This is a genomic window from Rothia sp. ZJ932 (genome assembly GCF_016924835.1).
In the GTDB taxonomy this organism is placed as follows: Bacteria; Actinomycetota; Actinomycetes; order Actinomycetales; family Micrococcaceae; genus Rothia.
Genome location: NZ_CP070480.1, coordinates 437118 through 459261 on the forward strand (window position 1 = coordinate 437118; position 22144 = coordinate 459261).

The window sequence follows — 22144 nt, forward strand, 5'->3', positions numbered from 1 at the left end:
AGATGAAGAAACGGGCCCTCTATATTAGACCTTTAGAGGGCTAGCTGCTTAGCTAGCGTAGCTATTGAGCAGCACTGCTGCACCGCCGTCCACGCCCTTAGCGCCCTGTACATAGTCGGCATTGCTCTTGTGCTCGCCGTTATCTGCCTCGACGGTGCCCAAGATCCATGAGGGCAGACCGCGCTTGTTCAGACGCTCAACAGCCGCATCAGCAACTGAAGGATCAACCACAGCAATCATGCCAACACCCAGGTTGAGGGTGCGCTCAAGATCAGCCTGAGGAACAGCCCCCAAATCACCGATCAGCTTGAAAATAGCCGGAATTTCCCAAGTAGAACGGTCAACCAGACCAACGGTGCCAACGGGTAGGACGCGCGCCAGGTTAGCTGCCAGACCGCCACCGGTGACGTGTGAGAAACCGCGAATTCCGCTACCGGTGGTGCCGTCTTCACCATTGACGGGGAATGCCTCTATCAAATCAAGGCAGTCAGCGGTATAGATGCGGGTGGGCACCAAGAGCTCTTCACCAATGGTGCGTCCGAAATCTTCAACGTGGCGCTCATAACCCCAGCCAGCCACCTCAAGCACCTTACGCACCAGGGAGTAACCGTTGGAGTGAATACCTGAGGACGCCATAGCAATTAGAACATCGCCCTCACGCACACGGTCTGGACCCAGTAGCTCGTCAGCTTCAACAATGCCGGTAGCCGCGCCAGCAACATCGTACTCATCTTCAGCCAGCAGACCGGGGTGCTCAGCTGTTTCACCACCCACCAGGGCGGTGCCAGCCAGTGAACAGCCCTCAGCCACGCCGCGCACAATATCAGCAATGCGTTCGGGAACTACTTTGCCGGTAGCGATGTAATCAGTCATAAACAGCGGGCGCGCACCGGTAACCACGATGTCATCAACCACCATACCCACCAGGTCTTGACCGATAGTGTGGTGAATATCGAGTTTCTGCGCGATCGCTACCTTGGTGCCCACACCGTCGGTTGAAGTTGCCAGGTAAGGCTTCTTGTACTCTTTGAGTACAGAGAGGTCAAAAAGACCCGCGAAACCGCCAACACCGCCTACAACACCGGCACTGTGGGTTGCCTTCACCGCGTCCTTCATCAGCTCAACAGCGCGGTCGCCGGCTTCTACGTCAACGCCAGCACCGGCGTAGGTTACTTTTTCAGTCATCAATTTAATCCTTTGCAAGAAGTGGGTGGGGTCTTAGCGTTTGTCTTCGGGCAGAACCAGCGACTCAAGGTCAGAATCGGGGCCTGGATCGCAGGAGCCACGCTGGGCTGCGTCTGCTTCTGCCACCTTGTGCTCAAGTGCCTCAGTGCCCGGACGTGTGTCAATAGAAACAGCCTGAGCGTTTTCGGGTTTGTTCGGTACAGGGCGTTTAACAGTCACTTCAGCGACAGCGCCAGAGAACGGACCGCCGGTCTTATCAGCATCAAAGACATTCTTGCCGCGTTCGTGGCTGGGAATCTCTACCGGGTAGTCACCGGTGAAACAAGCCGTACACAGGTTAGCGCGGGGCTGGTTGGTGGCTGCAATCATGCCGTCTTCAGAAATGTAACCCAGCGAATCAGCACCGAGAGACTCACGAATCTCGTCAATTACAAGACCGTTAGCGATCAGCTCTGAGCGGGAGGCAAAGTCGATGCCGTAGAAGCAGGGCCACTTAACGGGTGGTGATGAAATACGAACGTGTACCTCTTTCGCACCCGCTTCGCGCAGCATACGTACCATAGCGCGCTGGGTATTGCCACGCACGATGGAATCGTCAATAACCACCAAGCGCTTACCAGCAATCACTGATTTGAGCGGGTTCAATTTGAGCCGAATACCCAACTGGCGGATGGTTTGAGAGGGCTGAATAAAGGTTCTACCCACGTAAGCATTCTTCACCACACCGTTACCAAAGGGAATGCCGGATTCTTCGGCGTAACCAATAGCGGCGGGAGTACCAGATTCGGGGGTGGGCATGACCAAATCGGCATCAACGCCGTGCTCACGCGCTAACTGGCGACCCATCTCAACGCGCGATTCGTAGACGCTGCGTCCGCTAATGGTGGTATCAGGACGCGCCAGGTAAACGTACTCGAAAACGCAACCTGCGGGCTTAGCATCTGCAAAGCGCTGGGTACGCAAACCGTCTTCATCGATGGTCAAGAACTCGCCGGGCTCAACTTCACGCACGAAAGAAGCACCCACAATATCGAGGGCGGCGGTCTCTGAGGCGACCACCCAGCCGCGTTCGAGACGGCCAAGCACCAGCGGTCGAATACCCTGAGGGTCACGCGCTGCGTAGAGGGTGTTTTCATCCATAAAAGTTAGGCAGAAAGCGCCCCTGAGAGTGGGAAGCAGATCGAGGGCTGCTTCTTCAAGGGAATCGAAGGGGTGATCCTCTAGCAGGGCAGTTACCAAAGCGGTATCGGTGGTGTTACCCTGGGCGATTTCACCGCGCTGGGGTTTAGCGCCGGAGTTTTTTGCCAGCACACGCTCATAGAGCTGCGCTGAGTTAGTGATATTACCGTTGTGCGCCAGCGCCAGCGTACCGTGCGGGGTCGCACCCAAAGTCGGCTGAGCATTCGCCCAGTGTGACGCACCAGTGGTGGAATAACGGCAGTGACCAATAGCCATATGACCGGTGAGAGTCGTCAGCGTAGCTTCATCAAACACCTGCGAGACAAGACCCATATCTTTATAGACCGCGAGGTTCTTGCCATTGCTGGTAGCGATACCAGCTGATTCCTGCCCGCGGTGCTGCAGAGCGTACAGACCGTAATAGGTCAGTTTGGCGACATCCTCGCCGGGAGCCCACACACCGAAAACGCCGCATTCATCTTTAGGGCCGTGGTCGATGGGGTCTAAATCAAGGGTTAGTGTGCCGTCGGGACGAGCCAATTGGAGCCCTCTTTCCGCTGGTGGTTGATTGCGAAACTTTCAGTGCTGCACCTCGCACATTTGCGATGCACAGCACTATTTTTATAGTACCGGGTGGTACCGGCTTTACCCCGTCATCCAGTACCTTGTGGGTGGCATGGTTGGCGGGAAAGCCAAAACAAAACCCCGGCGTGAAAACACACCGGGGGTAAAACTTTAGTCTTCGGGAATAGCGCGGTAGGTTTGTGCGCGCTTCACCGATTTCTTATCAAGAAACAGCGCAACCAATGCGCCGCACGCCGCGCCCAAAGAGCCAAAGAGCACAGCCAAAACACCAAAAACAGCGCCGAGTGTGTACTGCATAGAACCCGGACCCAGAAGAGTGCTGAGGAGCGCTACCAACAAACCCAGCACCAGACCAGCTGCAGTGAACCCCGTCATTGACGGCGCCACACGGTAGGTAACCGCCTGTTCAGACGGGCGTGGGGCGGTAGCCGAGGACGCGCGGTTCGGTTCTGCGGAGGCAGACGCGTCCTGCTGATTCTGCACAGTGGAAGGGGTATTTTCGGGCGAAATGCTCATGCGTATAAGAATAACATCTTGAAGTAATCAGAGTATCTGGCATTAAAATCGCTTGTTTTGTACAAAAACAACAATTTGTAAAACATGATGGTTGCATGAGTGAAATGACTATCAGCGAAGCGCGTTCTAGTCTGGGTGAGGCTGTAGACACCGCGCGCATAGAATGTGAACCGCTCTACCTTACCCGGCACGGAAAGCGGGTTACAGCAAACAACGATGAAGCAATGCTTGAGCACCTGCTAGAGACCGCAGAAGAGCTAGCCGATCTACGCGCAGCACAAGAAACACAAGAACGTATTGCTCAAGGAGACGAGGAACTTATTCCCTGGGAAGACGTCAAGAAAGATTTAGGCCTTTAGAACCTGAGCTATCGGGCAATCATCGCAGGCTCGGTGCATCGACAGCTCAAAAAAAACTAGATAAGTCAGCTTTGCCGCGTATTCAAGCGACTATAGAACTACTTGCCGACACACCACGCCTACCCGGCGTGAAGAAAATTCAGGGAACACACAACGTCTGTGGCGGGTTCCTACAGAAAACTACAGAAGTGTCTACAGCATTGATAACTGCGTGTTAGTTATACACGCAGTTGCTGTAGAGCACCGCAGGGAAATCTGCCAAAAAATATAGTTTCAATAAAAGAAAACTACAGAACCGGCAAATACTCGCTGATATCGCTACGCAGACCTGAGGCTAAGACGGAGGCGCTCGCGTCCTGCCACGACTCAAACCCCAGCGCCAGACAGCACCAGGTGAAAGCGTCCGTCTCAACGACATTCGGGGGAGTACCGCGGGTATGCCGCGGCCCAGCAATACACTGTGTCACCCCGTAGGGCGGCACGCGCACCTCCACCGAATTACCCGGAGCAAGAGTGGCTAACTCCTCCAACAAAAACCGCACAGCAGTAGCCCGCACAGAACGCGACAGCGCAGCAAACTGCTCCCGCGCGTCATCCTGTTTCAAAGCAGAACGCACCGCATGAACCGCGGCAATACCCTCGTCGGTAGAAACCTTGCGCTTAATAGCCATTAGCTAGACTCACCACCGGTAAAAGCCTCCCCGCCACGAATCAATCCCACGGGCTGACCACCACCGGTAATCGGGCGCATGACAAGCCCCAAAATCTCCTCAGCGCGAGCCCCATCAAGCTCCCCAGCCTTCACCAAAGCGCGGACCGCAGCCAGGGCAACTACCCGCGACGACCCATCAAGAACCTTGACTGCTACCGCAACACCGGAACGCAAACCCAACGCCAAAACACCCTCAGCACCATTTTTGACCACCGCATCAAGCTGTTCACTGAGCGCCGTTACCGGCTGACCCTCACCCTGTACGAACTCCGGGTAATCAACCATCGCGGTAGCAACGGTAGCAACCCGCGCGTCCGCCTTAATGTTTTCAACGCTCGCACCCAAAACTGAGTAACCGCGTGCCAACCCTGTTAGTGAAATTGCCGCCGTGGGCGCCCCGCATCCGTCAATCCCGGTACAAGCAATCGGCTCACCCACAAAATGCTCAATGGTTTCAGCAACCAGCTGCTGAAGCGGATGGTCAACCGACAGATAATCCTCAACAGACCACCCAGATTTTACGCATCCCCACAAGAAAGCTGCGTGCTTACCCGAACAGTTGAACGCTAACTTTTGCTTGCCGTGACCAGCCTGCACCAGCGCATGAAAACTCTGCTCATGCTGAGGCCACGCAGCGGGATTCTGCAGAGCATCGGCACTCAAACCAGCCTCTTCAAGAATGCCCTGGGCAACCTTCATATGCTCAAAAGACCCGGTGTGCGACCCAGAAGCCAGAGCAATCTGCGCCCCCTGCAACTCAGCACCGGCATTCATCGAAGCAATCGTTTGAAAAGGTTTAAGCGCTGAACGGGCAAAAATCGGGGAGTCAATATCTCCTGCTGAAAAGAGCACCGCGCCATCTCTATCAAGTACCACTACCGCACCGGCATGGCGAGATTCAACAAAACCGCTGCGCTCAATAACCGCAAGTTCCGCCGCATTTTCAAGGGTAAAAGTCTGCATGCTTCAAGTATTCCATCTTTTGGGTATAAGACGTGGGTGCCGCCGATTCACGCGGTGGTACAAATACCACCTAAACCGACGACACCCACCGATATGTGTAACGCTATGCCCGTTGAGAACCTGAGCCGTCCTCGCGTGAAGCTGGCGTATCGGTTGTCTCGTAGGTTGCGTACTTCATGAGTTCCGCCGCATCGAGCAAACCCACCGGCTTAGCCTCAGGGGCAGGCGCATCCTCGCCCTGCGTCGGCGGTGTCTGCTCAAAACCAATGAGGTTGACCGATGCCGCCAAATCAGTAGAGGACGCAGGCAGAGCCGTTGACGCTGCCGCCACCGAGGGTAGATCAGATGAAGCAGGCGGTGGTATCAGGGTAGGAGCTGGCATCGCTGACTCGCCACTCGATAGCTGATGCCCCGCAGGTTCTTCACCGGTGCGCGGTGCCTGTACGGCGTCACCCTGCACTGAAACCCGAGTTGTCTTCTCATCGGCGCTCTGCTTGTTTGCGCCCTGTTTGTCTAAACTCGGCTTCGCTGTGCTCCGGGCGGCGTCATGAGGAGCTGCCGTCATCTGCTCTTCGAGCTTGGTGCCCTCAACGTCGAGATCGGGCAGTAGCTTATCGAGCCATTCCGGGAACCACCATGCCTTCTCGCCCAGCAGATGCATGAGGGCGGGAATCAACGTCATGCGAACAACGAATGCGTCGAAGAGAACACCGGCTGCCAGCGCGAAACCGATAGACGCGATCATCGCTTCACCCGAGAAGACGAAGCCCACAAAGACGCCAATCATAATCAGCGCTGCTGCCACCACTACCTTAGCGTTGTGGTTGTAACCAACCGTTACAGCCACCGTTGCATCGCGTCCGTGGGCGTACGCTTCGCGCATACCTGATACTAAGAACACTTGGTAGTCCATCGCCAACCCAAAGAGGATACCCACCAACAAGATAGGGAGGAAGCTCAGAATCGGGCCGGGGGTGTGTACACCAAAGAGCGCGCCGCCGAAGCCCCACTGGAAGACGGCGGTGGTAGCACCGAGCGCCGCCAGCAGCGAGAAGAGGAAGCCCACACTGGCAGTGAGCGGAACCAGAATTGAACGGAAGACCAGCACCAGAACCAGTAGGGAAAGTCCCATAACAATGGCGACGTAGACGGGCAGAACACTGAAGAGGTTCTCTGAAATGTCGATTGCCATCGCCGCCTGACCGGTCACACCGAAGCTAATATCACCGTTATTGGTAGGGACGCTTAGCTCGCGCAGGCTGTGTACCAGGTTTTCGGTGGACTCGGCGCTGGGACCCTCCACCGGGGTAATCTGGTAGAGCAACATGGAGTTGTCTTTAGCAATCATTGCCGGAATAACAGCGTCTACGTTTTCTTGCTCGCCGAGGGTCTGACCGATACTGACTTGCAGCTCTTGAGCCTGTTCAGCGGTGGTGCCCTCGGGCAGGTCAGCTGCTGCGATGATGGGACCATTGACGCCCTCACCAAATTCAGCTGCCATAGTGGTGTACGCCCGGTAGGCTGCTGAGTCCTGCTTTTCGCTGGTGGCGTCGGGTAAACCCAAACGCAGGGCAGTCACCGGGGCAGCAATCAGAGCCAAAAGCGCGACGGACGCGGCGATAGTGACCCACGGTGCGCGCAGAATCGTCTTGAGCCAGCCCGTAGCCTTTTCATCGCGTGCATGGGCAGCAGCTTTCGCCTCGACTGCGTCCTGGTCATTGAAACTATTGCGCTGGTTGTTATGACGCTGAATCTCAGCCCACCGCTTACCGCTGACAATACGAGAACCCACCAGCGACAGCACAGCAGGTGCCAGAGTAATAGCTACCGCAACACCCATGAAGACCGCGAAAGCGGCAGCATTGCCCATAGTAGAGAGGAAGGAAATACCCACCACATTCAGCGCAATGAGCGCAATCATCACGGTAATGCCCGCAAAGACAACCGCGCTGCCTGATGTGCCCACAGCCATAGCAATAGAGCGGTGCAGGGGCATGCCCTGAGCTAAGTTATTGCGGTGGCGGTTGAGAATAAAGAGGGTGTAATCAATACCCACAGCCAAGCCCAGCATGGTGCCCAGCATGGGGGTTGTTGAGGTCATATCAATAACGCCAGAGAGCGCCATCGTGCCCAGCACGGACGCGCCCACACCCACCAGAGCCATAAGAATCGGTAACCCAGCTGCCACTAACGAGCCCAACATCAAGACCAAAATAACGAACGCAACAGCGATACCAATGATTTCACCGGCGAGGTTCATCTGCGGCACAACAGAGTTCATGTTCTGGTCATAGGTAACCTTCAACCTTGCATCATCCAAAGAATCAAAGGGAACGCGCGCATCGGTCAGGGTCTGCTCAGACACGGAGCCGACCTCCTGCTCAAAGGTCACCCCCACCACAGCCGTTGAATTATTGTCATTGACCATCACTGCATTGGAGTTCATCTCTAACAGGGCAGTGTTACGTTCAATCTCGGCAGCACCAGCCTCAGCCTCAGCTGCTCCAGCCTCAAGCTGCTCGCGACCGGCTTTCACCTCAGCCTGACCAGCTTCAAGCTCAGCCCACATCTGCTCAGTGGGAGTGAAGTTCTCTAACTGTTCTCTGCCCGCATTGAGCTCAGCTTCACCGGCACGAAACTGCTCCCACCCCGATTCAAGCTGGGCGCGTCCGCCATCAATCTCAGCTTGGCGTGCATCAAGTTCGGCGAAAGCCTCCGGCGGGGCAGCTGACGCTTCAAGCTGGCTTCGCGCCTCATTTACCTGGTTCTGACTTTCGTCAAGTTGACGCTGAGTGTCTTCTAGCTGCTTACGGTTTTCTTCAAGTCGCTGAGCGTTAGCGTTGAACTCGTCCCAGGCTTCTTGCGGTGCCTGGTTCGCCTTAAAACGGGCGCGGGTGTCATCAATCCGTGCCTGCGCAGCGTCGAGTTTCTGCCTGCCCTGCTCTACCTCAGTAGAGCCGGCGTTGAGCTGATTGCGTGCCTCATCAAGCTGTGCCTTGCCCTCTTCAATCTGGGTGAGGGCGGTAAAGGGGTTGAGCACGGAGTCAACGCCCTCAACTTCCTGCGCTGAGGCAGCCGCATCGGCAACTGCTTGACGTTGAGCGTCAGTGAAGGCAGTGCCGTCTTCGGTCTGAACGATGACCTTACCGTTCGCCGCGTTGGCGTTCATGTTGAACACCTCTTGGAGCTGCTCTTGAACGCTTTGTGCCTCAGTACCGGGAATAGAGATTTCGTCGCTCATCTCGCCCTTGAAGGCGGTGTACGCACCGCCAAGACCGGCGAGAATAAGCGCCCAGATAGCGATGACTGCCCAGGCACGGTGCGCTGCGAAATCGCCGATTTTATACAAAAAATGTGCCATTGTATGCGTCTTTATCTTTTCGTTGATGATCTAAAAATTTTGAGGAGCAAGGGAGGGCTTACCCGCACTCACTTGTTCAATTGCCCATTTGAAATAGGGCAAAAGCTGAGAGGTCGTCGGATTAGTAATGCCCTGATGACCGAGCACTTCTACACCCTTGCTGAAACCAATTACCAAGGAATAGGTGAGGTTATTGACATAAAGAGCTACATCAAAACGTTGTTCAAGACTGAGATGGGGGTGCCTCTCGTGAGTGGTATTGATGTTCTGCTGAGCCACCGTAGCTAAGGTTTTGAGCATCTGCTCTGCCAGTAAATCTTCGCTGCGGGTTGCCACGGCAAGGGCGAGGGAGAAAAACTGGTCGAGCGCTTTTTGCACACGGGGCGTCTCTAACGCCTCAATAAAAGTGGCTTCAATGAGATCTGGCAGTTCGCGGACGCTTTCGGGTGGCAGCACGGGGTACGGAGTGTTGGTATCGGGGGATGCAAGGGGGGCTAGGTATTCAGAGATGCGGGTGACCAGAATTTGATCGAGGTTATCAAAGTGATTGAAGATGGTTCGTTCTGATAGCCCTGATTTGGCGACAAGGGTTTTAGTGGTGAAGGCATCGATACCCTTGGCACGCACGATTGACTCAGCAGCGTCCAAGATTGCTTTGCGTGAAGCTGCTGAGCGGGCGCGTCTTTTATCGACGGGTGGTTTCTGCGGCATAAATGTACAGTAACTGCAATAGTTTAGTTTCTGCAAATATTGAGGTGGTGCATTTGCTCACGGATATCTGCCCCCAACCCTTGCAGCCAGCGACAGCGCAAACGCTTGGTAGATTCAACCTTTGCCAAAAAACGCGCCAAATCAGCGATTAACGGGGCGAAAAGTTACCAAAACGTGATGCTACCCGGTAGCCTAAGAGAATGAAGGTTTTGGTACTTGGCCCTGGTGGGCGTGAACACGCAATTATTCGAGCGCTACAGGCAGATGCGACGGTCACCGAAGTACACAGTGCCCCCGGTAATGCGGGTATTGCACAGGACGTTACCGTGCATGCCATTGACGCAAATGACCCTGCTGCCGCAAGGGCTCTTGCTCAGGAACTGAGCGCTGATTTAGTGGTTGTGGGTCCTGAAGCTCCTCTGGTTGCCGGTGTGTCTGATGCCCTACGTGAGGCTGGGTTCGCTGTCTTTGGCCCGTCTAAGGCTGCAGCTGCTCTCGAAGGTTCCAAGGCGTTCGCTAAAGAGGTCATGGCTCAGGCACAGGTGCCCACCGCTATGGCTAAGGTTGCTACCAATGCTCAAGAAGCTGCCGATGCCTTAGACACCTTCGGTGCTCCCTACGTCGTCAAAGATGATGGTCTTGCTGCGGGTAAGGGTGTTGTGGTCACCGAAGACCGCCAAGTAGCCCTTGATCACGCTGAATCATGCTTCACCGCAGGTGGCACCGTGGTTATCGAAGAATACCTCGACGGTCCTGAAGTCTCCCTCTTTGTTCTCTCCGACGGCACCAACGTGGTGCCTCTGTCACCCGCCCAAGACTTCAAACGCATCTTCGATAACGACGAAGGTCCCAATACCGGTGGCATGGGTTCTTACACCCCCTTGCCTTGGCTGCCCGAAGGCTTCGTAGAGGACGTTGTTGAGCGCGTTGCTCGCCCCACCATCACTGAAATGGCACGCCGAGGCGCCCCCTTCGTGGGCGTGCTCTACTGCGGTCTGGCAGTAACTTCCCGCGGCATCCGCGTCATTGAGTTCAACGCTCGTTTCGGAGACCCCGAAACTCAGGCGGTGCTGGCACGTCTGCGTACCGGTTTGGGTCAGCTGCTGCTGGCGGCTGCTCGCGGTGAACTTTCAGAAGATACCGCTCTTGACTGGGATCCTCGTACCGCAGTGGATGTTGTCATGGCAGCAGAAAATTACCCCGATACCCCGCGTAAGGGTGATGCTATTAGCGGGCTTGACGCCGCCAATGCCCTGAACGGTATTCACGTTGCCCATGCCGGCACCGCAGAAAAGAATGGCGACATCGTAACTGCGGGCGGGCGCGTCCTTGCCGTTGTTGCCCTCGGTGATGATTTGGCGGACGCGCGTTCCCGCGCCTACGACGGTGTTGAGCTGATCAGCTGGACTGGTGCTCAGTATCGCTCAGATATCGCTCTTGTCGCAGCAGAAAATCGCATTAAGATTCCGGTGCAAGGCGCATAGGTTTCCCTACGGTGACGGTAGCTTCCCACATATACAAGCTGCTGTCACCGGTTTTTACCCCCACAGATCAGCAGGAGAAAAACCATGGTTTCATCAACTACCCCCCTCAGCATTCCCGGGTGGAAGCATAATTACTCTGGCAAAGTACGCGACTTGTACGTACCCAATGACGAGCGTTTCGAAGCAACAGGCACTGTTGTTAACGATGATGCGGAGCTGCGTGCAGGCTCGGTCATGGTGGTTGCCTCTGATCGCATTAGCGCTTTCGATAAGGTTCTGCCCACGGTTATTCCTGATAAGGGCAAGATTTTGACCCAGATGTCGCTGTGGTGGTTTGACCAGCTCGACGGTGTACCTAACCACGTGCTGTCCACCGATGTGCCCGAAGAGGTCGCTGGGCGCGCGATGATTTGCCGTTCATTGAATATGTTCCCCATTGAGTGCATTGTGCGTGGCTATCTCACAGGGGCGGGTTTGGCAGAGTATAAAAAGACCGGTGAATTGTACGGTCACCAATTGCCTGAAGGTCTGCTGGACGGTTCGCGTCTGGAAACTCCGTTTTTCACCCCCACCGGCAAGGCAGAGGTGGGCGAACATGATGAACCCATCAGCTATGAAGAAATGTACCAGCAGGTGGGTGAGTCGATGGGTGATCGCCTGACCGAGCTAAGCATCTACGTGTACTCCACTGCCGAGAAGATTGCCCGCGAACAGGGTATCATTCTTGCCGATACCAAAGTTGAATTTGGTTTGGATTCTTACCGCGGTGAAATCACCCTGGGCGATGAGGTTTTAACCCCCGATTCCTCCCGTTTCTGGGACGCTTCTACCTGGGAGCCGGGCAAACCCCAGGCGAGCTTTGACAAGCAGTTTATTCGCGACTGGTTGAAGTCAGACGCTTCGGGCTGGGACGGCGTATCAGAACTACCCGAAGCACCCACCGAAATTATCGAAAAAACCCGCGCCCGTTACATTGAGGCTTTCGAGCGCCTGACCGGTAGCGAGTTCAAAGGCTAAAACTAGCTCCGCTTCACCTGCTTGCTGGTAGAACTGCCCGCCCCTAATCTTTATATGAAAGGGGGCGGGCAGTCTTTTATGGCTAAGGTCTAGCGAAGCTGAGCGACTGCCGAGAGAACCACAGGATGTGCTCCTCTAAGCGGGCGCGCGCGTCCTGAGGTCGACGGTCTACAACGGCTGCCAGAATGCCGCGGTGCTGCTCTTGTAGGGTACGTTTAACAGCCTGCCAGTCTTCGAGATGGGGCACAGCCTCTTGCACATAGCTGATGGTGGCAATACGCAGAGAATCGATGATAGTTTTCATCACCAGATTGCTACCGACCGCAGCCAACTCATAGTGAAAACGAGTGTCACAAAAGTGAAAGCGCTCATCGGTGATTTGAGGGTCGTCCATTTCATCGAGGTAACTCCCAGCCCGTTGCAACGCTGCGTCGCGCTCTAAACTGTCGGGTGCCGCCGCTGCCTCAACCATCGCAGGCCCTTCCAAATGCAGACGGGTGCTAATCACATCGGCAACAGGAAGAGAGCTGGTTGCCAGATGCATGCGTAAAGCCCACCCCAAAGCCTCTGACGGCTCAGAAACTACCACCGAACCAGCCTTAGGGCCCGAACCGACCCCAGTGGTAATCAGACCCACCGCGTCGAGCACCCTCAAAGCCTCACGAACGGACGCGCGAGACACCCCGTACGTTTCAGCAAGGGTTCGTTCGCCCGGTAGCCGGTCACCCACCACCAGCTCACCCGAGCGCAACTTACGTTCAAAAACCTCTAAGAGCTGGGTGAAAGACTTTTCTCTATGCAACAGAACCACATCTTTACAACTAACGAACAATAAATACCCGTGGAGACAAAGTTTCGGCGCTTGCACGAAAATTATCGCACAAGCGCCGAACACGAACACTAAAAACAGGAATCTGCAGGTTTACAGTGCAACCATCCAGTGCAGAATGTTGCTCTGCAAGAAGACAAGAACACAGACAGCAGCCAGCAGAATGAAAGACCAGGGCAGAACTGACTTGAAGATCTCTGACTCCTTGCCCTCCATCTGAACGGAGGTAGCAGCAATAGCCAATGACTGGGGTGAGATCATCTTACCAACCACACCACCGGTGGTGTTAGCAGCCAGCATAAGCTCGGGGGAGGCACCCTCGATGCCGTTAGCCTGCAGGTTCTCAGCAGCAGTTACCTGCAGCTTGCCGAACAGAGCGTTCGCTGAAGTGTCAGAACCGGTTACCGCGGTACCAACCCAACCCAGAACAGGTGCCAGCAGGGCGTAAATGGTGCCCAGCGATGCAACATACTCACCAATAGCCACGGTCTGACCTGAGTAGTTCATGACGTAGGCAAGAGCCAAAACACAGGCGATAGTCAGAGCAGTCCAGCGCATACGGTAAGCGGTGGTGAAAATTTCCTTGATAGCATCACCGAAAGTGAAAGCGTAACGACCCTTTTCGTTGAAGATTAGGTAAATCACGGTCACGATCAAACCAGCAATCAGCAGGTAGGTACCGGGGTTGCCCAACCACGCGAAAGAGTAAACGCTCTTGATGGGTTCGCCTGCATCGTTGAGCAAACGATCCTTGAGCAGTGGCATAGGAATCTTGGGGGCAGTGGTCTTGAGCCAAGTCACCAAGGGCTGATAGAGGTTAGCCACACCGAAGATAATCACAACAACTGCGTAGGGCATCAGAGCCATCCAGATACGCATACCGGTCAGCTCGTGATCAGCTGCGGGCAGCTCAGCGGGCAGACCGTAGCGCTCGCGAACACCGGCGATACCCTTGGGCTTCCAGACCTGCAAGAAGGCAACAGCGGCACCGAGAGAAACAATACAAGCCACAACGTCGGTCAGCTGGTAAGCGAAGTAAACTGATGCCCACCACTGAGCTACCGCGAAGGAGAAGCCGATAACAGCAGCCGGTACCCACGCATCCTTAAGGCCGCGTACACCGTCGAGGATCCACAGCAGAATGAAGGGAACAAAGAAAGCCAAGAAGGGAGCCTGATGGCCAACAATAGCGGCGATGTCGACAGCGTCGCGTCCACCAATTTCACCCGCAGTGGTAATCGGGATAGCCACAGCGCCGAAAGCAACGGGGGCGGTGTTAGCAATCAGCACGGTGGTTGCAGCCTTCAAAGGCTTCACACCGAGTGCCAGGATCATGGTTGCGGTAATAGCGACGGGAGCGCCAAAACCGGCGAGTGCTTCAAGCAGGCCACCGAAGCAGAAGGCGATCAGAATTGCCTGGATGCGCAGGTCGCCGCCACCGATGCGATCAAAGGTACGGCGCAGGTCTTCAAAACGACCAGAAACTACGGTGACCTGGTAGAACCAGATTGCCATGAGAATAACCCACACGATGGGGAACAGACCGTAGATGCCACCGCGAACGGCTGACATGAGGCTGAGATCGAGGGGCATCTTGAAACCGAAAACTGCTACGAGGATGGCAACAGCCAGTGAAATGATTGCAGAGGTGTGGGCACGAGCCTTGACACCCAGCAACATAATAAAGAATGCGAGAAGTGGCAATGTTGCCACGAGCGCGCTGAGCGCCAGTGAGCCCCCGACGGCGTCGGTTTGGGCGGTAAAGGTGTTCATCGTAGAAATGTACTCCTGGGTGACGTGTCTCTTGTGCGTAGACCTGTTTGCTGAAGGTCAGGTGCAAACCTAATGCGCCATTGCGTGGGTCTCAAGAGACTAGTGGTGGAGTGGTCTAACTCTGTGGTCTGACCATTAACAACATAGAGTCACCTTACCTGATGTATCTCACAACACAAAGTTTCAGGTTGTGAAAACTTTAACACCTTGTGATAGCGCAGGGAGCGGACGCGCGGTGGCAGTCTTGCGGTGGTGCGCAGGCGGTGCAGGTGGTGAGCGCTGGGGGAATAGAGCGCCATCATCACAGGGGGTTATTTGCCTAAGAAAATATGCGCTAATTCGATAGGTAAAATGCTGGGCGCGTAGTGTTAGATTGAAAATATAAGAAAGCAATTCTGTCGCATTTTAAGCCTGCTGAGGATTGATGATGCCGACCTCGCTGACGAGGTCGAAATCCTGCTGTTGGCAAAGGCTCATTCACAGAGGCAGTATTCACCCGAAACGTACGAAAGAGGCGAACATGCGTATTGCACTATTCTCAACGTGTATCGTCGATGGCATGTATCCAAAAGTTGCTCGGGCAACCGTGGATATTCTGGAGCGCCTGGGACACGAGGTTGTGTACCCGCAGGGTCAGACCTGCTGTTCACAGATGCACGTCAACTCAGGCTACTTCGATGATGCCTACACCATTGTTAAAAACCACGTTGAATCCTTCGAAGAGTGGGATTTCGACGTGGCTGTTGCCCCCTCAGGCTCCTGCGTCGTTGCACTGGATCACCAGCAGGGCATGATTGCTGAACGCAAGGGTGATCACGACCTTGCCCGCCGAGCTAACGCTCTTGCCGCTCGTACCTTTGAGCTCTCAGAACTGCTCATTGACGTTCTGGGCATTACTAACGCTACTGAGGAACTAGGCTCCTACTTTCCCGAGCACGTCACCTACCACAGCTCCTGCCACGGTATGCGCCTGGGTAAACTTGGCACCCGTCAGTCTGACTTGGTACGCACCGTTGAAGGCATCAAATACACCGAACTTGAAGGCCTGGATCAGTGCTGTGGCTTCGGCGGTACCTTCTCATTCAAGAACGCAGATACCTCCGGCGCTATGGTCGAAGACAAGATAGAAAACATCGAAAACACCGGCGCCTCACTGTGTACTGGCGGCGACGCGTCCTGCCTCATGAACATTGGCGGTGCGCTCTCCCGCAAGAGTTCAGCCGTGCAAACCATTCATTTTGCTGAAATTCTCGCGTCCACCAAAGAAAACCCCCTCAAAGTAGAGGGGCTCGTCTCAATCGCCGGAGGTAAGAAGTAATGTCAGTTACTCAGCTCGGTATGCCCCAGGTTCGTCACGGTGTGGGCAACATCTTTGAAACTGAACCCTTCCCGCAGTACGCAAAGCGTGAACTGAAGAACGAACAGCTGCGTGCCAACCTCGGCTTCGCCACCCATAAGATTCGTACCAAGCGTGCGGCAGTCACCGGCGAATTGCCTGACTGGGAAGACCTGCGTACAGCAGGTTCTATGATTAAGCAAAAGGTCATGGCTAACCTGCCCGAGTACCTAGAAGAGTTCGAAAAAAACTTCACCGCTCGTGGCGGTCACGTTCACTGGGCACGCGACGCCCACGAAGCCAACGAAATCGCGCTCAAGCTCATTCGCGCTGAGGGCGTTGATGAGATCATCAAGATCAAGTCAATGGCAACCGCTGAAACCGGTCTCAACGAGTACCTCGAAGAAAACGGCGTCTACGCGATTGAAACCGACCTCGCCGAAGAAATCGTGCAGTTGGGCGATAACGACCGCCCCTCACATATTCTGGTGCCCGCCATCCACCGCAACCGCACCGAAATTCGTGACATCTTCCGTCGCAAGATCGAGGGCGTTGACCCCAACCTGTCAGACAACCCCGCAGAGCTTGCCGAAGCATCACGTTTCCGCCTGCGCGAGAAGTTCCTCTCCACCAAGGTTGCTGTCTCCGGTGTGAACTTCGGTATCGCAGACACCGGCACCATGACCATCGTGGAATCTGAAGGCAACGGCCGTATGTGCCTGACCTTGCCCGAAACCCTCATTACCTTCATGGGCATCGAGAAGATTCTGCCCACCGTTGAAGACTACGAGGTGTTCTTGCAGTTGCTGCCGCGTTCATCCACCGGTGAGCGCATGAACCCCTACACCTCAACCTGGACGGGCGTAACCCCCGGTGACGGCCCGCAGAACCTGCACGTTATCCTCATGGATAACGGTCGTACCGCTGCCCTGGCTGATGAGGTCGGACGCCAGGCTCTGCACTGCATCCGCTGCTCGGCATGTATGAACGTCTGCCCCGTATACGAACGCGCTGGCGGTCACGCATACGGCTCAACCTACCCCGGCCCCATCGGTGCGATTCTCTCACCCCAGCTCGGCGGTATCGAGAACGAGTACAACGGCACCCTACCCTACGCATCCTCACTGTGCGGTGCTTGCTACGACGCTTGCCCCGTGAAAATCAATATTCCCGAGGTACTGGTTCACCTGCGCGGCAAGGATATTGATGCCAAGAAAGCAAAGAAGGGCGCACCCACCCAGATGGACGCCATCATGTTGGGCGCTAAGACCATCTTCTCTTCAGGCAAGGTCATGGCTTTGGCTGAGAAGGGGCTGCCCCTGTCAAAGATTGTAACCGGCAAAGACCACAAGATTTCGTGGTTGCCCGGCCTGGTGGGTGGCTGGACTGACTATCGTGATATTCCTGAGCCGCCTAAGCAGTCTTTCCGTAACTGGTACAAGAAGGAACGCCCGTCAGAGTCTAAGCGAGTCTCGGGTGAACGCGTTGATATTGCAGCGCTGCTTGAAAAGAACAAGGACAAAGCAGCAGAAGCACACGCAGCAGCGGAGGCTGCTGGCGTTGATGTTCCCGCAGCAGTGACCCAGGAGGCTATGTAATGTCTGATGCAAAAGCTGAGATTCTCAAGCGTATTCGCACTTCTTTGGGAGATCACCCTCAGCCTGCTGAGCCGGTGCGTAACTACCGCAAGGTGAGCGATAAGAGTGAAGAAGAAGTTCTTGAGATGCTGATTGACCGTTTGGTTGATTACAAAGCGAACGTTTATCAGGAGACCGAAGAGACCATCGCTGAGCGTGTTAGCGAGCTGCTGGGCAAGTCATCGCGTTACGTGGTGCCTACCGGTCTAAAAAGCGAATGGTTGCCTAAAGATACCGCTGCGCGCACGCGCTTGGTCGATTCAGGAAACGCGAAGAAATCGGGTGCTTTGGGCGTTCGTGAGTTGGACGCGGTGGACGCTGTGGTCACCTCATCGACGGTTTCCTGCGCTGAAACCGGCACCATCTTCTTGACCTCTAACCCTGATGAGGGTCGCCGCGCAATCACCCTGGTACCCGATCACCACATTTGCGTGGTGCCCATCGATACCGTGGTGGAGCTGATTCCTGAGGCTATCAAACGCACTAACTTTGACCAGCCTGTCACCATGATTTCTGGACCGTCAGCTACCTCAGATATTGAGCTCATTCGTGTAGAGGGCGTCCACGGCCCCCGTACCCTTGACGTGATTATTCTGAAGTAAAGACACGTTTGGATAAAAGGCGACCTTCCACCTCTTGCCGGTGGGAAGGTCGTCTTTTATGTGCTTCTGACGGCGATAGCCTGTGAAAACTCGGCTAATGACGAGGAGACTCTCTACTCGGAGGCGGATATGGTTTGGGTCTGATTCTTGACCATATGGGCGCGCTCGGCTTTCTTCTCAGCAATCAGATCACGCGAGGTCTTAGAGGTTTCTTCTGACTCTTCGGAATCGCCATCCGATGCCGAATCACCGTATTCAGCATCAGCCGGCTTGGTCAGCGCAGAGGCTAGGGGCGCCAAAAGCGCAGCGAGCGCGATCCAGAAAACTGAAATGTAGCATTGCCAAGTTCTCTGGAGGCACTCGCCAGGATAATGGGTTCGGTGCTTGTTATTGCTCTTTTTCTGTTGCGATGGGCGTGAGTCTCGTGTGGTGATGCTCGAACTGGCTGGTTGCGAGTTCTATCAACTGTGCCACGGGCTATGCAGAGGTGGTGGGCGAATAATCTTTGCAGGGGTAGAAGCAATAAGTGTCAAGATGAGATAGTTTATCTGGAGTTATTTCTGCCCTGGGGGTGGATGCCGGTGGCGCAGTAAGGGACGTAGGTGGTTGATGTGGCTCAAGGCGCTGGGCGAATTATTGGTGTTGATGTGGCGAGATGCATTGCTCTCTTTGCAATGTTTGCTGCCTACACGATGCCCGAGGTGGGGACAGAGCCGGTAACGGTGTTCTCTGATTATCTGGCAATGCCCCTTTTTGCCCTGCTTCTGGGCGCTTCTGCCTATTTTTCATCGCAGCAGATGAGCGGGACTTTCCTGTTCGCGTCCTCGGTGGTGCGCGGACTCATTTTGATAGTGCTGGGGCTGTGGTTGCTGAATCTCGGTGCCCCCGTTGATGACGTTATTTTGCAGTACTTGGGGTTGCTGAGTGTAGTTGTGGTGCCCTTTGTTTTTCTGCCCTCGTGGGCACTGGCAGGTGTAGCTGCGGTGATCGCTGTAGCTAGCCCTTACGTGTTGCAGTGGGCAGCGCCGATTCATACGCAGCTGGTGGTCGAAGGGTCTTTACTCGCTTACCCTATGGGGTGGATGTTTGCCGGTAGCCACTACAGGGTCTTTACGATGCTGTGCTGGGCGCTGCTCGGTATTCTCATTGCCCGCGGCATGGAACGCTGGGGTATCTGGGGCGATCTTGCTCTTGCTGCGGTCTCAACCCTGCTTGTCGGCGGTATCTTCTGGTACACGCGTCCCGCCGGGTCTTTGTTGGTCTACTCCGGTGATCACCTTGAAATCGTATTCAACGCAGCATTGAGTGCTGCCGTAGTGGGCTGGTGCTGCGTTCTTGCCCGCGTTTTGGGAGCCCGTGAGGTGCTTCTCTTTCCGCTTGTTGCCCCCGGTCGCATGACCTTGAGTCTCTATGTTTTGCACGTTATTCTGCTCGCCTTTTACCTGAAGCAAGCGCCGCGCTGGGGGCTGGCATCCACCGTTGAAACGTGGCCCGTGTTTGCTGTGTGCATGGTGGGGGCTGTACTTTTTGCTGTGGTGTGGACGCGCCTGCTCGGCAACACTGCCCTGCGACGCGGGCCCCTGGAGTCGGTGATGGCTCTATTGACCGGTAGGGGGTAGTTTCAACCCCGCTCGGAGCGTACACTCTGAAGATTCTCATTGCTCTTGCTGTATCTGCTAGTCTCAGATGCTGATAGAAACAAGAGGTAAAAACATGAACTCTACGCGCGGTACACATCAGAAATCGGGTTGGCTGCGGGCCTTACTTCCAGCGATTTTAGTGCTGGTGTGGCTGGCAGTAGCCGGTATCGGCGGGCCTTACTTTGGCAAAATTTCTGAGGTTTCCACCAACTCACAAACTGACTTTCTACCGGCTAGTGCCGAATCAACTCAGGTGGTGGAGCGCCAGAGTGATTTCTTCGCGGGTGATACCGTGCCCGCCATCCTTGTTTTTGAAGCGGATAGCGAACTCAGCGATGAGCACCGCTCCTACCTAGAGTCTTTGCCCTCCCAACTTGTTGAGGATGGCGCCGCTAACGGGCAAACCTCACCGGTGCTTTATTCCGAAGATTCCCGTGCAGCAGAAATCATTGTGCCCCTACCCGCAGATGAAGCACCGGCAGATGGGGTAGAGACTATTGAAAGGACTCTCAGCACCCCGCCAGCAGGGCTTACCTCCTACATCACCGGCCCTGCAGGGTTCGCCGCCTCTTTGGGTGCCGCCTTCGCCGGTATTGACGGGGTACTTCTGCTGGTTACCCTCGCCGTGGTATTCGTGATTCTGCTGGCAGTCTACCGATCACCCATTATCCCCATTATTGCCCTGCTGACATCAATGGTGGCTCTTTCTGGGGCAATCTTTGTAGTGTGGAATATGGCAAATGCCGGCTGGGTCATGATTAACGGTCAGGTACAGGGCATTCTGCTCATTCTGGTAGTGGGTTCTGCGACCGACTACTCCCTGCTCTACGTTGCCCGCTACCGTGAGGCACTCACCTTACATCGCAACCGTTTTGATGCAACCCGTGCTGCCCTACGCGGAAGCTGGGAACCCATCGTTGCCTCCGGTGGAACCGTCATTGCGGGTTTGCTCTGCCTGTTGCTCTCGGCACTTGCCTCCAATAAGGCACTGGGGCCGATCGCCGCTACTGGTATCGTCCTTTCAATGGCAGCTGCACTTACCTTTCTACCGGCTGCCCTCGCGCTGTCAGGTCGCTTCGCCTTCTGGCCCGTACGCCCGCGCTACCAAGAAGAACACCGAGAAAGCCCCGGTGGTCTCTGGGCTAAAGTCGCCGACTTCGTTTCTGCCAAACCCCGAGCCGTTTGGGCAGCGACTGCCGCAGCCCTAGCTGTCTGCGCAGGCTTTGCGCTGACCTTTCAGGCAGAGGGCATTCGCCAGTCCGAGATTATCGTGGGGCAGTCGGAGTCACGCGACGGACAACGGGTACTGGCTGAACATTTTCCCGGTGGCTCAGGATCACCGGCGAACATCATTATCAGTGCCGACGCTCTGGACGCGGCTGCTGAGCGCCTAGACGCTCTAGATTCAGTGGATTCCCTCGCCGTGGTCGCAGCTGACTCACCCTCTGGCACCCTGCCGGTGGGCGCGTCCGCACCTAACCCCCTGCCCCCGGTCTTTGCCCAGGCAAGCCCCACCCAGGTAGAGGGAAACGTACTGCTGCAAGCTACCCTCACCGACCCTGCCGACTCACCTCAGGCGGAACAAGCCGTACTCGATATTCGCGCCGCCACGCAGTCAGTGGACGCCAACGCGCTGGTGGGCGGTGAAACAGCAACCGCGCTGGATAGCAACACCAGCGCAGCCCGCGACTTGAAGGTTATTATTCCTGCCGTCCTGGTAGTGATCACCCTGATTCTCATGCTATTGTTGCGCTCCATTGCCGCCCCGCTGTTACTGGTTGCCGCCACGGTACTCTCATTCCTAGCAGCCCTGGGCGTCTCAGCGATAGTATTCAACCACATACTGGGCTTCCCCGGCGCAGATCCAACAGTACCGCTATACGGGTTCGTCTTTCTCGTAGCCCTGGGCATCGACTACACTATCTTCTTGATGACCCGCGTGCGCGAAGAATCCCTCACCCTCGGCACCCGCGCAGGCATGCGCAAGGGGCTGATCGTGACCGGTGGAGTGATTACCAGTGCCGGTATCGTACTGGCAGCAACCTTCGCGGCGCTCGCTGTGATTCCGCTGGTCTTTATGATTCAGCTGGCATTTATCGTTGCTTTCGGCGTGCTACTGGACGCTACCGTGGTGCGCGCCCTGCTGATACCCGCTCTCATTGAGGATATTGGTCAGAAAGTATGGTGGCCCTCAAAGCTCTCTTGACAGTAGAAGCCTTTTGACCTCACTGGTATAAGTGGTGCCCCTCAGAAAT

At 55.5% G+C, this 22144-nt stretch carries 18 protein-coding genes; 8 read left to right on the forward strand and 10 right to left on the reverse strand.

The window, feature by feature from the left end:
* Positions 1 to 48: 48 nt before the first annotated feature.
* The 3 genes from purM to JR346_RS02030 all read right to left on the reverse strand — a co-directional run bounded on the left by purM (position 49) and on the right by JR346_RS02030 (position 3465).
* Positions 49 to 1185: a phosphoribosylformylglycinamidine cyclo-ligase gene (gene purM / locus JR346_RS02020; protein WP_205482768.1), complete on the reverse strand. Its 1137-nt coding sequence runs from the start codon at positions 1183 to 1185 to the stop codon at positions 49 to 51.
* Between the two features lie 33 nt (positions 1186 to 1218).
* A complete protein-coding gene (gene purF, locus JR346_RS02025; protein WP_205482770.1) occupies positions 1219 to 2904 on the reverse strand; it encodes an amidophosphoribosyltransferase in 1686 nt (561 codons plus the stop codon).
* A gap of 195 nt (positions 2905 to 3099) precedes the next feature.
* Positions 3100 to 3465, reverse strand: coding sequence for a hypothetical protein (locus JR346_RS02030; protein ID WP_204877978.1), 366 nt, complete (start codon positions 3463 to 3465; stop codon positions 3100 to 3102).
* Between the two features lie 95 nt (positions 3466 to 3560).
* Between JR346_RS02030 and JR346_RS02035 the strand changes: the two genes are divergently transcribed.
* The gene (locus tag JR346_RS02035) at positions 3561 to 3824 is read left to right on the forward strand and encodes a type II toxin-antitoxin system Phd/YefM family antitoxin (protein WP_205482772.1); all 264 of its coding nucleotides are present in this window, start codon (positions 3561 to 3563) and stop codon (positions 3822 to 3824) included.
* A 287-nt stretch (positions 3825 to 4111) separates the two neighbouring features.
* Here the strand turns inward: JR346_RS02035 and JR346_RS02040 are convergent, their stop codons facing one another.
* The 4 genes from JR346_RS02040 to JR346_RS02055 form a co-directional block, all read right to left on the reverse strand.
* The gene (locus JR346_RS02040; RefSeq protein ID WP_204877976.1) at positions 4112 to 4495 is read right to left on the reverse strand and encodes a sterol carrier family protein; all 384 of its coding nucleotides are present in this window, start codon (positions 4493 to 4495) and stop codon (positions 4112 to 4114) included.
* The gene (locus tag JR346_RS02045) at positions 4495 to 5499 is read right to left on the reverse strand and encodes an asparaginase (protein WP_205482780.1); all 1005 of its coding nucleotides are present in this window, start codon (positions 5497 to 5499) and stop codon (positions 4495 to 4497) included. Before JR346_RS02045 ends, JR346_RS02040 begins: the two co-directional genes overlap by 1 nt.
* A gap of 103 nt (positions 5500 to 5602) precedes the next feature.
* Positions 5603 to 8860 (reverse strand): MMPL family transporter, encoded by a 3258-nt coding sequence (locus JR346_RS02050; protein ID WP_205482787.1) that lies wholly within the window; start codon positions 8858 to 8860, stop codon positions 5603 to 5605.
* A gap of 30 nt (positions 8861 to 8890) precedes the next feature.
* Positions 8891 to 9571, reverse strand: coding sequence for a TetR/AcrR family transcriptional regulator (locus JR346_RS02055; RefSeq protein WP_205482789.1), 681 nt, complete (start codon positions 9569 to 9571; stop codon positions 8891 to 8893).
* Between the two features lie 200 nt (positions 9572 to 9771).
* On the opposite strand from JR346_RS02055, the gene purD reads away from it, so the two are divergent.
* Together purD and JR346_RS02065 are read left to right on the forward strand one after the other, a co-directional pair.
* Positions 9772 to 11055, forward strand: a complete 1284-nt coding sequence (purD, locus tag JR346_RS02060) for a phosphoribosylamine--glycine ligase (RefSeq protein ID WP_205482797.1) — start codon at positions 9772 to 9774, stop codon at positions 11053 to 11055.
* Between the two features lie 84 nt (positions 11056 to 11139).
* Positions 11140 to 12072 carry a phosphoribosylaminoimidazolesuccinocarboxamide synthase gene (locus JR346_RS02065; protein ID WP_204877972.1) on the forward strand — a complete coding sequence of 311 codons (933 nt, stop codon included), beginning with the start codon at positions 11140 to 11142 and terminating at the stop codon, positions 12070 to 12072.
* Between the two features lie 82 nt (positions 12073 to 12154).
* Here the strand turns inward: JR346_RS02065 and JR346_RS02070 are convergent, their stop codons facing one another.
* Positions 12155 to 12874, reverse strand: a complete 720-nt coding sequence (locus JR346_RS02070; protein WP_240333980.1) for a FadR/GntR family transcriptional regulator — start codon at positions 12872 to 12874, stop codon at positions 12155 to 12157.
* A 120-nt stretch (positions 12875 to 12994) separates the two neighbouring features.
* Positions 12995 to 14674 carry an L-lactate permease gene (locus tag JR346_RS02075; RefSeq protein WP_204877970.1) on the reverse strand — a complete coding sequence of 560 codons (1680 nt, stop codon included), beginning with the start codon at positions 14672 to 14674 and terminating at the stop codon, positions 12995 to 12997.
* A 520-nt stretch (positions 14675 to 15194) separates the two neighbouring features.
* On the opposite strand from JR346_RS02075, the gene JR346_RS02080 reads away from it, so the two are divergent.
* The 3 genes from JR346_RS02080 to JR346_RS02090 are packed head-to-tail and all read left to right on the forward strand — an operon-like array spanning position 15195 to position 18249.
* Entirely contained in the window at positions 15195 to 15992 is a 798-nt protein-coding gene (locus JR346_RS02080; RefSeq protein WP_204877969.1) for a (Fe-S)-binding protein, read from the forward strand.
* Entirely contained in the window at positions 15992 to 17608 is a 1617-nt protein-coding gene (locus JR346_RS02085) for a lactate utilization protein B (RefSeq protein WP_205482801.1), read from the forward strand. Before JR346_RS02080 ends, JR346_RS02085 begins: the two co-directional genes overlap by 1 nt.
* A complete protein-coding gene (locus JR346_RS02090; protein WP_204877967.1) occupies positions 17608 to 18249 on the forward strand; it encodes an LUD domain-containing protein in 642 nt (213 codons plus the stop codon). The genes JR346_RS02085 and JR346_RS02090 overlap by 1 nt, the downstream gene beginning before the upstream one ends.
* Before the next feature lie 113 nt (positions 18250 to 18362).
* Here the strand turns inward: JR346_RS02090 and JR346_RS02095 are convergent, their stop codons facing one another.
* Positions 18363 to 18548 carry a hypothetical protein gene (locus tag JR346_RS02095; RefSeq protein ID WP_205482803.1) on the reverse strand — a complete coding sequence of 62 codons (186 nt, stop codon included), beginning with the start codon at positions 18546 to 18548 and terminating at the stop codon, positions 18363 to 18365.
* A gap of 312 nt (positions 18549 to 18860) precedes the next feature.
* Here JR346_RS02095 and JR346_RS02100 point away from each other — a divergent pair, with 312 nt between their 5' ends.
* Complete coding sequence (locus JR346_RS02100) at positions 18861 to 19868, forward strand: hypothetical protein (protein ID WP_204877965.1); 1008 nt, start codon at positions 18861 to 18863, stop codon at positions 19866 to 19868.
* A gap of 94 nt (positions 19869 to 19962) precedes the next feature.
* A complete protein-coding gene (locus JR346_RS02105) occupies positions 19963 to 22095 on the forward strand; it encodes an MMPL family transporter (RefSeq protein WP_205482805.1) in 2133 nt (710 codons plus the stop codon).
* Positions 22096 to 22144 lie beyond the last annotated feature (49 nt).

Coding starts and splice junctions, on each gene's coding strand:
- JR346_RS02085 (WP_205482801.1), top strand. CDS start 15,992: ATGTCAGTTACTCAGCTCGGTATGCCCCAGGTTCGTCACGGTGTGGGC.
- JR346_RS02030 (WP_204877978.1), bottom strand. CDS start 3,465: ATGAGCATTTCGCCCGAAAATACCCCTTCCACTGTGCAGAATCAGCAG.
- JR346_RS02055 (WP_205482789.1), bottom strand. CDS start 9,571: ATGCCGCAGAAACCACCCGTCGATAAAAGACGCGCCCGCTCAGCAGCT.
- JR346_RS02105 (WP_205482805.1), top strand. CDS start 19,963: ATGAACTCTACGCGCGGTACACATCAGAAATCGGGTTGGCTGCGGGCC.
- JR346_RS02035 (WP_205482772.1), top strand. CDS start 3,561: ATGAGTGAAATGACTATCAGCGAAGCGCGTTCTAGTCTGGGTGAGGCT.
- JR346_RS02075 (WP_204877970.1), bottom strand. CDS start 14,674: ATGAACACCTTTACCGCCCAAACCGACGCCGTCGGGGGCTCACTGGCG.
- purM (WP_205482768.1), bottom strand. CDS start 1,185: ATGACTGAAAAAGTAACCTACGCCGGTGCTGGCGTTGACGTAGAAGCC.
- JR346_RS02065 (WP_204877972.1), top strand. CDS start 11,140: ATGGTTTCATCAACTACCCCCCTCAGCATTCCCGGGTGGAAGCATAAT.
- JR346_RS02090 (WP_204877967.1), top strand. CDS start 17,608: ATGTCTGATGCAAAAGCTGAGATTCTCAAGCGTATTCGCACTTCTTTG.
- JR346_RS02040 (WP_204877976.1), bottom strand. CDS start 4,495: ATGGCTATTAAGCGCAAGGTTTCTACCGACGAGGGTATTGCCGCGGTT.
- purD (WP_205482797.1), top strand. CDS start 9,772: ATGAAGGTTTTGGTACTTGGCCCTGGTGGGCGTGAACACGCAATTATT.
- JR346_RS02045 (WP_205482780.1), bottom strand. CDS start 5,499: ATGCAGACTTTTACCCTTGAAAATGCGGCGGAACTTGCGGTTATTGAG.
- JR346_RS02080 (WP_204877969.1), top strand. CDS start 15,195: ATGCGTATTGCACTATTCTCAACGTGTATCGTCGATGGCATGTATCCA.
- JR346_RS02050 (WP_205482787.1), bottom strand. CDS start 8,860: ATGGCACATTTTTTGTATAAAATCGGCGATTTCGCAGCGCACCGTGCC.